Here is a 12,123-nt window from a genome sequence, read left to right on the forward strand (position 1 = left end):
ACGATCTGGGCACGGCCTGAGTCTTCTAGGACACGCCCGTTGACTAACTTTGTTCACTTGCCTAAGAATGCCACGCGGAGCACAGTGCACTCGACCCCCGAGCCGCTGTGCCTCATCAGACCCTGGTCGGCACGCGGAGGTGCCGGCCCGAAGAGAGGATCAACGATGTTCCCTCAGAAGCGACGCACCCGCCTCATGGCGTTCGCGGCCGCCGGCTCGCTCCTCGCGCTCACCGCCTGCTCGTCCGGCGGCGGCAGCAGCGACGAGGCCAACGACGACGGCGCCCCCTCGGGTGAGATCACCGTCCTGACCTGGCGCACCGACCTGGTCGAGGACGGGACGTTCGACGAGTACGTCGAGGAGTTCAAGGCCAAGTACCCCGACGTCACGGACGTCAAGGTCGAGGGCCTCACCGACTACGAGGGGGAGGTGAAGACGCGCATGAACACCGAGAACTACGGCGACGTGCTCGCCATCCCCGGTTCGGTGACCCCGGACCAGCTCGGCGACTTCTTCGAGCCGCTCGGCACGCAGGAGGAGATCGGCGCGGAGTACCAGTGGATCAACGACAAGTCCTTCAAGGGCCAGTCGTACGGCATCCCCGTCGTCGGCAACGTCCAGGGCTTCGTCTACAACAAGCGCGTCTGGGAGGAAGCCGGCATCACGGAGTTCCCCGACACCCCCCAGGCGTTCCTCGACGCGCTCCAGGCCATCAAGGACAACGGCGTCGAGATCGCGCCGCTGTACACCAACTACAAGGACGGCTGGCCGCTCTCGCAGTGGGACGGCTGGCTGGGCGCCGTCTCGGCGGACCCGGACTGGAAGAACAAGATCGTCGAGTCCGACACCCCGTGGACCGACGACAGCGACTACGGCGTGGTCGACGGTCTGATCTACGACGCCGTCGCGCAGGGCCTGACGGAGGCCGACCCGACGACCACCAACTGGGAGGAGTCCAAGCGCCTCCTCGGCACCGGCGAGGTCGCGACGATGGTCCTGGGCTCGTGGGCGATCCCGCAGATGGCAGCGGCCGCCGAGGCCGCCGGCGCCAGCGGCGACGACATCGCCTACGCACCCACCCCGGTCCAGGTCGACGGCAAGTTCCACTCGGTCGCCGGCGGCGACTACAACCTGGGCATCAACGTGAACTCGGAGAACAAGGCGACCGCGCGTGCGTGGATCGACTGGTTCAACCACGAGTCGGGCTTCTCGGAGTCGCAGGCGGGCCTGTCGCCGATCATCGACGGCCCCGTGCCCGCGGCCCTGGAGGGCTTCGTCGAGGAGGTCGAGCTCATCACGCTGAACCCGGCGCCCGAGGGCAAGGAGGCGCTGTTCGCGGACATCGACACCGCGTCCGGCATCGTCACGACGGACCCGAAGTTCCGCCAGAAGAACATCGACGACGCCCGCTCGGGTGCTCGGACCAAGCAGCAGATCTTCGACGACCTCAACGCCCAGTGGGCCGAGGGTCGAGCCTCGGCCGGCTGAGGTCCCTCCCATGACGACCGCTCCCTCGGGTCTGGACGACCCGGCGACGGCGGCCGCGCAGCAGTCCGACGCGGTCCGCACCCCCCGGAAGCCCCGGGGCGGTGCGGGCCGCGGCACCGCGTGGTACCGCCGGCTGACGCCCTACTACTTCCTGCTGATCCCCGTCGGGCTCCTGCTTCTTCTGACGTTCGCACCCGTCCTCAACATGTTCTGGTACTCGGCGACGGACTGGGACGGACTGGACAAGACCAAGAACGTCGTGGGCTTCGACAACTACGTCGAGGTCTTCACGGACCCGGACAACGTCCGCGTGTTCTACGTCTCGCTCTACTACTTCGTCGCCTCGTTCGTGCAGATGGCGATCGCGCTGTACTTCGCGACGATCCTGTCCTTCAACACCCGGTTCAGGAACCTGTGGAAGGGCATCCTGTTCTTCCCGTACCTCATCAACGGGGTCGCGATCGGCCTGATCTTCCTGAACTTCCTCAAGCCGGGCGGCGGGATCGACACGATCCTCATGGCGGCCGGCCTCGAGAACCTCATCCAGCAGTGGACCGGTGACCCCGACGTCGCGAACTTCTCTCTGGCCGGGGTGTCCGTGTGGCGCTACATGGGCCTGAACTTCGTCATGTTCCTCGGCGCGATCCAGTCGATCAACGCCCAGGTCTACGAGGCGTCGGAGCTCGACGGCGCCAACCGGTGGCACCAGTTCCGGTACATCATCCTGCCGTCGATCCGCCCCATCATCGGCCTGTCGCTGATCCTCGCGATCTCCGGTGCGCTCTCGGTGTTCGAGGTCCCGTTCGTCATGACGGGCGGCGCCAACGGCACGGAGACGTTCGTCATCAGGACGGTCTGGATGGCCTTCAACCGCAACATGGTCGGCCTGGCCTCGGCGATGGCCGTGGTGCTCCTGCTGATCGTGCTCATCGTCACCTGGATCCAACGCAAGGTGATCCCCGAGGAGGAGGTCGACCTCACATGATCCGTGCAGCCACGAGCACCGGAAAGTACGTCTCGCTGGTCATCGCCTCGATCGTCATGCTGCTGCCCCTGGGCCTCATCCTGTTCGGGTCCTTCAAGACGAGCCAGGAGTTCCTGTCGACGGGGCCGATGACCCCGCCGTCCGACTGGGGCAACATCGAGAACTACGTCACGGCGTTCACCCGGGGCAACATGCTCCAGGCGTTCGGCAACACCGTCTTCATCTTCGGAGCCGCGATCGTCGGCACGATCCTGATCGGTGCCGCCACGGCCTACGCGCTCGATCGCTTCCGCTTCGCCGGTCGCGCCACGGTGCTCGGGCTGTTCCTGCTCGCGACGCTGGTCCCCGGTGTCACGACGCAGGTCGCGACGTTCCAGATCATCAACGGGCTGGGGCTCTACGACTCCCGCTTCGCGCTGATCCTGCTCTTCATGGGCACCGACATCATCTCGATCTACATCTTCCTGCAGTTCATCCGGGCGATCCCGAAGTCCCTGGACGAGGCGGCGATGATCGAGGGCGCCGGGCACCTGCGGATCTTCTTCCAGATCATCCTGCCCAACCTCAAGCCGGCCATCGCGACGGTCGTCATCATCAAGGGCATCGCGATCTACAACGAGTTCTACCTGCCGTTCCTCTACCTGCCGTCGAAGGACCTGCGGCCGATCTCGACCACGCTCTTCGACTTCAAGGGCCCCTACGGCTCGCAGTGGGAGATCATCTCGGCCGGTGTGGTCATCACGATCATCCCGATCCTGGTGCTCTTCCTGTTCCTGCAGCGGTACATCTACAACGGCTTCACCTCGGGCGCGACGAAGTAGTCCCCGGCTCGGCGACGGGGGCAGCTGGGCTGGCTGCCCCCGTCGTCGTCCCGTCAGACCCGGACGGCCCGGACGAGCGCGATGCGCTCGGGCAGCTGCAGGGGCGCCTCGAGGCCCACACCGGACAGCAGCCGACCGGGCAGCCGCACGCCCTCCGAGGTCCACCACGCCGGCGCGTGGTCGACGGAGTCGCCCGGGGCCTGCGGCCGGACGTCGTAGAGCGCGTCGGGGTCGAGCCCCGGCAGCGTCACGCGCGGCAGGGACGTGCTCGCCGAGCGGCCCGTCATCACCACGGCGTACAGGGCGTCGCCGCGGTCCTGCGCGACCACGCCGTGCACGGCCAGGACGGGGTCGACGACGTCGGCGTGCACGGCCGTCCCGGTGTGCAGCAGCGGCCGCAGCTCCTTGTACAGGGCGATCCACGCGCCGAGGTCGGCCAGCTGCGCCTCGTCGGCCTCCTGGAGGTCCCACTCGATCCCCAGGTGCCCGAACAGCGCGGTCGCGGCCCGGAAGGACAGGTCGTGCCGGCGACCGGTGCTGTGCGCCGTGCCGGACCCGATGTGCGCGCCGACGAGCTCCAGCGGGATCAGCAGGTTGGTCCACCGCTGGATCTGCTGCCGCTCGTAGGCGTCGATGCAGTCGCTGGCCCACACCCGGTCGGTGCGCTGCAGGATCTCCAGGTCGACGCGCGCCCCGCCCGACGAGCACGACTCGATCTCGACGCCGGGGTGCAGCGCGCGCAGCTCGTCGAGCAGCCGGTAGACGGCCAGCGTCTGCCCGTGCACCCCGGGAGCTCCCCCGTGGCCGGCGTCGACGAGGTCGCGGTTGTGGTCCCACTTGAGGTACCCGATCGGATACTCCTCCAGCAACGCGTGCAGGCGTTCCGCCAGGTACTCGTACGCCCCGGGCACGGCGAGGTCGAGCACCTGCTGGTGGCGCGCCTCCCGGGGCAGCCGGGACGGCACGCGGAGCAGCCAGTCGGGGTGCGCGCGGGCCAGGTCGGAGTCGGGGTTGACCATCTCCGGCTCCACCCACAGGCCGAACTGCAGCCCGAGCCCGGTGACGTGCTGGACCAGCGGGTGCAGCCCCTCGGGCCACACGTCCGCGGACACGTACCAGTCCCCGAGGGCCCTGGTGTCGTCGCGACGGTCCCCGAACCAGCCGTCGTCGAGCACGAACCGCTCCGCACCCACCGCGGCGGCGGCGTCCGCGAGCGCGGTCAGCCGCCCCAGGTCGTGCTGGAAGTAGACGGCCTCCCAGGTGTTGAGCGTGACGGGCCGGGGCGTGCGCGGGTGCTGCGGCCGCGCACGCATCCACGCGTGGAACCGGGCCGCGAGCGCGTCGAGCCCCACTCCCCACGACCCGTAGACCCACGGGCTGGTGTACGACTCGCCACGCCCCAGCCGGACCTCGCCCGAGCCGAGCAGCTCGCCGCCGCCGAGCAGTCCCGGGTGGTAGTGGCTGCGCTCGGCCAGCGAGCGGTGGTTGCCGGACCAGGCGGTGTGCAGCCCCCAGACCTCGCCTGTGCGGTTCGCGAAGCCGGTCGTCCCCGCGACGAGCACGAAGGCCGCGTCGTAGCCGGTGCGACCGCGGCGGTTCTCGCGCAGCCGCGTGCCGTGCGTGAAGGCCGTGCGCTGCGGGCTGCGTTCCCGCGCCCAGCGCCCGGTGAAGTCGAGCAGCTCGGTCGCGACGGCGGGGACGGGGAGCGTGAGCAGCAGCGCGTCGAGGCTGAAGACGTCGTCGGCGTCGTTGGTGAGCACGGCGCGCTCGCGGACCACGCCTTGCGCGGTGAGCTCGAGCTCGAGCACCAGGCCGAGCCTCGCGGCATCGTCGGTCGCGTGGACGGTCAGGCGCTGCGTCCCGTCGGGGGCGGTCTGCGCGTCCCACGACCGGACGGCGAACAAGGTCGAGAAGTCCTGCCCCGCCCGGCTCCCCACCAGGCCCGGAGTGCCGAGGAACCCCGCCGACTCCTGCGGCACGATCGCGACCTCGACGGGGCCGTCGACCGGGAAGCCGTGCGGGACGACGTCCCACGCACGGCGCGCAGCCTCCAGCGCCGGGCCGTCCAGCTCACCCAGGTCACCGCCCCAGTGCAGGATCCGCGGCAGGGTCCCACCGCTGAGGTCGACGACGAGGCTCACCCCCGCGGCGCGCAGGTGCAGGAGCTCGGACGGGTGGGCGGCAGCGGTCACGAGAGGCGTCTCCGGGTCGGGCGGGCGTGGATCGGTGCAACGCTAACGTCGCGGTGTCATTGACTTACTTTATTCAGTTGTCTAAGAATGACTCCAGGGTACTTGCCAGATGATCGGCCCCTGCGGGGTGCCGACGATGTCCGTCGCGAGGATGCGGCGGGCACACGCCGGACCCCCGGACCCAGGAGCTCGACGATGAACACCCAGGACCTGTACGACGGTTGGTCGCTGACCGCTGTCGCCGGCCCCGTCCCGACCGACCTCGACGGCCGTCGCGTCCGCGCCCGCGTGCCGGGCACGAGCCACACGGCACTGCTCGAGGCCGGCCTCATCCCCGACCCGTACCTCGACCGCAACGAGGAGCACCTGGCGTGGATGAAGCGGGTGGACTGGGCGTACGAGCGGGACCTTGACCTCGCCCCCGTCGCCGCCGACGAGCGTGTCGACCTCGTCTTCGACGGCATCGACACCGTCGCGACGCTCACGTTCGACGGGCAGGAGATCGGCCGGACCGCCAACCAGCACCGCTCCTACCGCTTCGACGTCCGCGACCTTGTCCGTCCGACGACCCAGCGCCTGCGGGTCCTGCTGCAGTCCGCCGTGGTCCACGCCGAGGCCGAGGCCGTCCGCCTGGGACCGCGCCCCCTCGCCTACACCCAGCCGTTCAACATGGTCCGCAAGATGGCCTGCTCGTTCGGCTGGGACTGGGGGCCGGACCTGCAGACCGCGGGCCTGTGGCGGCCCGTGAAGGTCGAGCGCTGGACGGTGGCCCGCCTCGCCGCTGTCCGACCGCTCGTCACGGTCGACCCGGACGGGACGGGCCGCGTCGAGGTGCACGCCACGATCGAGCGCTCGGGCCTGCCGGGCGGGGACGCACCGCTCACCGTGCGCGCCCGCGTCGCCGGTGCCGACGTCGCCGTGACGGTGCCGGGGAGCGCCGATGCGGCCGTCGTCGTCCTCGAGGTCCCGCACGCCCCCCTCTGGTGGCCCGTCGGCCACGGAGCACAGCCCCTGTCGGAGCTCACGGTCGCCCTCGTGGGGGCGGACCCGGCGGAGCCGCTCGACACCTGGGCCCGCCGCATCGGCTTCCGCACGGTCGAGCTGGACACGAGTGCCGACGACGACGGCACCGCCTTCACGTTCCGGATCAACGGGCGCCCGATCTTCGTCAAGGGCGCCAACTGGATCCCCGACGACCACCTGCTCACCCGCATCACCCGCGAGCGCCTCGCGCACCGGCTCGACCAGGCGGTGGACGCCAACCTCAACCTCGTCCGCATCTGGGGTGGCGGCATCTACGAGTCCGAGGACTTCTACGAGCTCTGCGACGAGCGCGGCCTGCTGGTCTGGCAGGACTTCCTGCTCGCCTGCGCGGCGTACCCGGAGGAGCAGCCGCTCTGGGACGAGATCGAGGCGGAAGCCCGCGAGCACGTCGCCCGCCTGACCCCGCACCCCTCCCTGGTGCTCTGGAACGGTGGCAACGAGAACCTCTGGGGCTTCATGGACTGGGGCTGGCAGGAGGACCTCCAGGGCCGCACCTGGGGCTTCCGCTACGCCACCGAGCTGCTCAAGGACGTCGTCGCCGAGCTCGACCCCACCCGCCCGTACTCCGACGGGAGCCCCTACTCCCCCGGTGCCGGGCTCACCGAGGTGCACCCGAACGACCCCGACCACGGCACCTTCCACCAGTGGGAGGTCTGGAACCGCGTCGACTACCGCGTGTACGGCGACGACGTCCCCCGGTTCTGCTCGGAGTTCGGGTTCCAGGGCCCGCCGACGTGGGCCACCCTGACCCGCGCCGTCCGCGCGGCCGACGGCGGCCCGCTGACCAAGGAGGACCCGACGTTCCTCCTGCACCAGAAGGCCGAGGACGGCAACGGCAAGCTCGACCGCGGCATGGAGCCCCACCTCGGCGTGCCCGAGGACTTCTCGGACTGGCACTGGGCCGCGCAGCTCAACCAGGCCCGCGCCGTCCGGTTCGCCATCGAGCACTACCGCTCCTGGTGGCCCCGCACGGCCGGCTCCATCGTCTGGCAGCTCAACGACTGCTGGCCGGTGACGTCCTGGGCGGCGATCGACGGCGACGAGCGCCCGAAGCCGCTCTGGTACGCCTTGAAGTCGGCCTACGCGCCGCGCCTGCTCACCGTGCAGCCGCGCGAGGGCCGAGAGGTGCTCGCGGTCGTCAACGAGACCCCTGTCATCTGGCAGGGCATCGTCCGCCTCTCGCGCCAGCGGCTCGACGGCACCGTGCTGGCCGAGGAGGACCTGGCGCTCGCCGTCGGGGCCTGGTCAGTCGGCCAGTTCACGCTGCCGGGCATGATCGCGACCCCCGCCGACCCGGCGCAGGAGGTGCTCGTCGTACGCCTCGGCGGCCTGCAGACGGTGCACACCTGGGTCGAGGACGTCGACCTCGCCCTGGACCCGGACGCCCTGCACGCCTCGGTGACCCCCGTGCAGGACGGCTACCGCGTGGACGTGACGGCGACCTCGTTCGCGCGCGACGTCACGCTCCTCGTCGACCGGCTCGACCCGGACGCGCTCGTCGACACCGCCCTCGCCGACATCCCGGCGGGCGCCACCGCGTCGTTCCACGTGCGCACCCGGGGCACGTTCGACCCCGCCGCCCTCACCCGTGCCCCCGTGCTGCGCTCCGCCAACGACGTGGTGCTCCGCCGGGTCGGCGCACGTGACCTCACCCAGTCGCCGGCCTGATCGCAGTCCCACCGCAGGTACGCTCGCGTCCATGGCACATGGGCTCGACGCGGTGGGACTCGTCCTTGCTCGGCCCGCCCGCATGCTCGGCTTCGAGCCGTTCTTCATGGAGCTCATCGGCGGCATCGAGGAGTCCCTCGCTGCGGAGGGGCGCTCGCTGCTGCTGCACGTCGTCCCCGATCACGAGGCCGAGATCCGCACCTACCGCCGGTGGGGCGAGGGCAACCTCGTCGACGCCGTCGTGGTGGTCAACATCGCGCTCGAGGACGCCCGGCTGGACGTCCTGGGCGAGATCGGCATCCCCACCGTCGTCGTCGGCGGACCGCGCCCGGACCTGCCGTTCGCCAACGTGTGGATCGACAACGCGCAGGCCATGCGGACCGCCGTGACCCACCTCGTCGGCCTCGGCCACCGGCGCCTGGCCCGCGTCAGCGGCCCCCGCCACCTGGCCCACACGCAGGCGCGGACCGACGCGTTCATGGGTGAGTGCGCCCGCCTCGGCGCGCACGGCGCCGTCGTCGAGGGCGACTACGGGGAGGAGTCCGGCACCCGCAGCACCCGCGCGCTGCTCGGCCGCGGCGACCCGCCGTCCGCGATCATCTACGACAACGACGTCATGGCGGTGGCCGGTCTCGGCGTCGCCCACGAGATGGACATCGCCGTCCCCGAGCGGCTCTCGCTGCTCGCCTGGGACGACTCGGCGCTGTGCCGGCTCTCCCACCCCGCACTGTCGGCCATGAGCCTCGACGTGCACGCGATGGGCGTCCAGGTGGCCGACTGCGTGCTCAACCTCCTCGCCTCCGGCACGGTCCGCTCCTACACGGCACCCCTTCCCCGCCTCGTGGCCCGCGGGACGACCACCACCGCGCCCCAGGACGACGACTGAGGCGCAGGTCACCCAGGGGACAATCCTGCGCGGAATCCCCGCGGGTGGTTGGGTAGGGACATGAGCCCGGCCGCCCCCTCTCCGGTTCCCGTCGACAACGACACCCTGCGTACCGTCGCCCACGGGGCGTACTACGCACCACACGACGTCCTCGGGCCGCACGTCGGGGGCGGCGGAGTCACCATCCGCACCCTCCGGCCGCTCGCCGAGTCGGTGGTGGTCGTCACGTCCACGTCGAGGGTCGCGGCGCGGCACGAGCAGGACGGGATCTGGGTGACGGTCCTCCCGGGCACCGACGTCCCCGACTACCGCGTCGAGGTGACCTACGACGGGCACACGTCCACCGTGGACGACCCCTACCGCTTCCTGCCCACCGTGCAGGAGCTCGACCGCCACCTGGTGCGCGAGGGCCGGCACGAACAGCTGTGGACGGTCCTCGGCGCCAACGTGCGCACCTACCCCGGCGAGCTTGGGGAGGTCAGCGGCACGTCGTTCGCCGTCTGGGCGCCCAACGCCCGCGCCGTCCGCGTCGTCGGCGACTTCAACTACTGGCAGGGCGCGTCGCACGCGATGCGCTCCCTGGGCGACAGCGGCGTCTGGGAGGTCTTCGCCCCCGGCGTCGGTGCCGGCGCCCGGTACAAGTTCGAGGTCCTCGGCAACGACGGTTCGTGGCGGCAGAAGGCCGACCCGCTCGCGCAGGGCACCGAGGTGCCGCCCGCGACGGCCTCCGTGGTGGTCGAGTCGCGCTACCGGTGGACCGACGACGCCTGGCTGGCCGAGCGCGCCGCGCACGACCCCCACACCGCGCCCATGAGCGTCTACGAGGTCCACCTGGGCTCGTGGCGGGTCGGTCTGTCCTACCGGGACCTGGCCCACGAGCTGACCGCGCACGTCGTCTCCCTCGGCTTCACCCACGTGGAGCTGCTGCCCGTCGCCGAGCACCCCTTCGGTGGCTCCTGGGGCTACCAGGTGTCGTCGTACTTCGCCCCGACCTCACGCTTCGGTCACCCGGACGACTTCCGCTACCTGGTCGACACGCTGCACAAGGCCGGCGTCGGCGTCATCGTCGACTGGGTGCCCGCCCACTTCCCCAAGGACGAGTGGTCCCTCGCCCAGTTCGACGGCACCCCGCTCTACGAGCACCCGGACCCGCTCCTCGGGGAGCACCCCGACTGGGGCACCTACGTCTTCAACTTCGGCCGCTCCGAGGTCCGCAACTTCCTCGTCGCCAACGCCACCTACTGGCTCGAGGAGTTCCACGTCGACGGTCTGCGCGTCGACGCCGTCGCCTCGATGCTCTACCTCGACTACTCCCGCAAGCCCGGCCAGTGGCGGCCCAACCAGTACGGCGGCCGCGAGAACCTGGACGCCATCTCGTTCCTCCAGGAGGCCAACGCCACGGCCTACCGACGCACCCCGGGGATCATGATGATCGCCGAGGAGTCGACGGCCTGGCCCGGCGTCACCGCCCCCACCGACGGCAACGGCCTCGGGTTCGGCCTGAAGTGGAACATGGGCTGGATGAACGACACCCTGCGCTACCTGGCGGAGGAGCCCGTCCACCGGCGCTACCACCACAACGAGATCACCTTCTCGATGGTCTACGCCTACTCCGAGCGGTTCGTGCTCCCCATCAGCCACGACGAGGTCGTGCACGGCAAGGGCTCCCTCTACGAGCGCATGCCCGGCGACCACTGGCAGAAGCTCGCCGGCGTCCGCCTCCTGCTCGGTTACCAGTGGACCCACCCCGGCAAGCAGCTGCTCTTCATGGGCAGCGAGTTCGCACAGCAGACCGAGTGGGCCGAGTCGCGCTCCCTCGACTGGCACGCCCTCGACGACCCCGCGCACCAGGGCGTGATGCGATCCGTCGCCGACCTGAACCGGGTCTACAAGGACACGCCCGCCCTGTGGCAGCTCGACCACTCCCCCGACGGGTTCGAGTGGATCGACTCCGACGACGCCTTCCGCAACACCCTCGCGTTCCTGCGCAAGGGGTACGACGCCCCACCCGTCGCGGTGGTCGTCAACTTCGCCGGCATCCCGCACGAGGGCTACCGGCTCGCCCTCCCGCGCGGCGGTCGGTGGCGCGAGATCTTCAACTCCGACGCCGAGGCGTACGGCGGCTCCGGTGTCGGCAACCTCGGTGAGATCGAAGCCCTCCCCGAGCCCCACTACGGCCGCCCGTACTCCGCCTCGATCCGCGTCCCCCCGCTGGGCATCGTCGTCTTCGAGGCCGGCTGACACGCAACCGCACGGCCACGCACAGAACCAGAGGCTCCCCCCTTCTGTGTCCACCCGAGCGGCTACGGTCGACGCCATGCCCCGAGTACTCGTGACCGGCATGTCCGGCGCTGGGAAGTCGACGCTCCTCGACGAGCTGAGCCGCCGCGGCCACCGCACCGTCGACACCGACCACGACGGTTGGGTGACCGACGCCGGCACCTGGGACGAGCACCGCATGGCGCACCTGCTCGCCACCGCGACGGACGTCGTCATCTCCGGGACCGTCGAGAACCAGGGGCTCTTCTACGACCGGTTCGAGCACGTGATCCTGCTAAGCGCACCGGTCGACGTCCTGCTCGCACGCGTGGCGACGAGAACGACCAACCCCTACGGCAGCACACCTGCAGAGCGCGCCGAGATCGCCGAGTACGTCCGCACGGTCGAACCGCTGCTCAGACGCGGCGCCACCCTGGTGCTGGACGGCCGGCGGCCCCGCGACGAGCTGGCCGACGTCGTCGACGCCCTGCTCACGGCGTCGCAGCGCACGGCTGGCTCGAGGCGCGAGCCGCTCAGGAGGCGATCTGTTGCGTGGCCGGCACGCCGACATCGCGCGCGAAAGGCCGTACTTGGGAAGAAGAATGAGCCCCCCGCCAAGGCAGCTCTACCGCCCCGAGGGAAAACAGAAAGAGCCACCCGCGAAGGTGGCTCGACTATTCTGGGAAACAGAAAGAGCCACCCCCGTAGGGGTGGCTCTTCCTGAATGATGTCCGGCGGCGTCCTACTCTCCCACACCCTGGCGAGTGCAGTACCATCGGC

The 12,123-nt window shown here is 70.5% G+C and carries 8 protein-coding genes; 7 read left to right on the forward strand and 1 reads right to left on the reverse strand.

Features of this window, described 5'->3' with window-relative positions; genetic code table 11:
- Positions 1-165 precede the first annotated feature (165 nt).
- From ASD16_RS21240 to ASD16_RS21250, 3 genes are read left to right on the forward strand one after another with little or no spacing between them, the layout of a single operon-like run.
- On the forward strand, positions 166-1,488 hold the full coding sequence (locus ASD16_RS21240) for an ABC transporter substrate-binding protein (protein ID WP_055922841.1): 1,323 nt from the start codon (positions 166-168) through the stop codon (positions 1,486-1,488).
- A gap of 10 nt (positions 1,489-1,498) precedes the next feature.
- Positions 1,499-2,473, forward strand: a complete 975-nt coding sequence (locus ASD16_RS21245) for a carbohydrate ABC transporter permease (RefSeq protein ID WP_055922844.1) — start codon at positions 1,499-1,501, stop codon at positions 2,471-2,473.
- Positions 2,470-3,294, forward strand: coding sequence for a carbohydrate ABC transporter permease (locus tag ASD16_RS21250; RefSeq protein ID WP_055922847.1), 825 nt, complete (start codon positions 2,470-2,472; stop codon positions 3,292-3,294). Before ASD16_RS21245 ends, ASD16_RS21250 begins: the two co-directional genes overlap by 4 nt.
- A 53-nt stretch (positions 3,295-3,347) precedes the next feature.
- Here the strand turns inward: ASD16_RS21250 and ASD16_RS21255 are convergent, their stop codons facing one another.
- Entirely contained in the window at positions 3,348-5,486 is a 2,139-nt protein-coding gene (locus ASD16_RS21255; protein ID WP_055922851.1) for an alpha-galactosidase, read from the reverse strand.
- 195 nt (positions 5,487-5,681) lie between these two features.
- On the opposite strand from ASD16_RS21255, the gene ASD16_RS21260 reads away from it, so the two are divergent.
- The 4 genes from ASD16_RS21260 (at position 5,682) to ASD16_RS21610 (ending at position 12,067) form a co-directional block, all read left to right on the forward strand.
- Entirely contained in the window at positions 5,682-8,198 is a 2,517-nt protein-coding gene (locus tag ASD16_RS21260) for a glycoside hydrolase family 2 protein (protein WP_055922854.1), read from the forward strand.
- Positions 8,199-8,229: 31 nt separating this feature from the next.
- Complete coding sequence (locus ASD16_RS21265) at positions 8,230-9,084, forward strand: LacI family DNA-binding transcriptional regulator (protein WP_055922856.1); 855 nt, start codon at positions 8,230-8,232, stop codon at positions 9,082-9,084.
- A gap of 60 nt (positions 9,085-9,144) precedes the next feature.
- Positions 9,145-11,325, forward strand: coding sequence for a 1,4-alpha-glucan branching protein GlgB (gene glgB / locus ASD16_RS21270; protein ID WP_055922859.1), 2,181 nt, complete (start codon positions 9,145-9,147; stop codon positions 11,323-11,325).
- A 91-nt stretch (positions 11,326-11,416) separates the two neighbouring features.
- Positions 11,417-12,067, forward strand: a complete 651-nt coding sequence (locus ASD16_RS21610; RefSeq protein ID WP_255356379.1) for an AAA family ATPase — start codon at positions 11,417-11,419, stop codon at positions 12,065-12,067.
- Positions 12,068-12,123 lie beyond the last annotated feature (56 nt).

Origin of the sequence: Cellulomonas sp. Root485 (assembly GCF_001426705.1) — a bacterium.
Classification (GTDB): Bacteria; Actinomycetota; Actinomycetes; order Actinomycetales; family Cellulomonadaceae; genus Cellulomonas.

Excerpts from the sequence above, each read along its gene's own strand:
- ASD16_RS21260 (WP_055922854.1), top strand. The coding sequence starts at position 5,682 with ATGAACACCCAGGACCTGTACGACGGTTGGTCGCTGACCGCTGTCGCC.
- glgB (WP_055922859.1), top strand. The coding sequence starts at position 9,145 with ATGAGCCCGGCCGCCCCCTCTCCGGTTCCCGTCGACAACGACACCCTG.
- ASD16_RS21245 (WP_055922844.1), top strand. The coding sequence starts at position 1,499 with ATGACGACCGCTCCCTCGGGTCTGGACGACCCGGCGACGGCGGCCGCG.
- ASD16_RS21240 (WP_055922841.1), top strand. The coding sequence starts at position 166 with ATGTTCCCTCAGAAGCGACGCACCCGCCTCATGGCGTTCGCGGCCGCC.
- ASD16_RS21265 (WP_055922856.1), top strand. The coding sequence starts at position 8,230 with ATGGCACATGGGCTCGACGCGGTGGGACTCGTCCTTGCTCGGCCCGCC.
- ASD16_RS21250 (WP_055922847.1), top strand. The coding sequence starts at position 2,470 with ATGATCCGTGCAGCCACGAGCACCGGAAAGTACGTCTCGCTGGTCATC.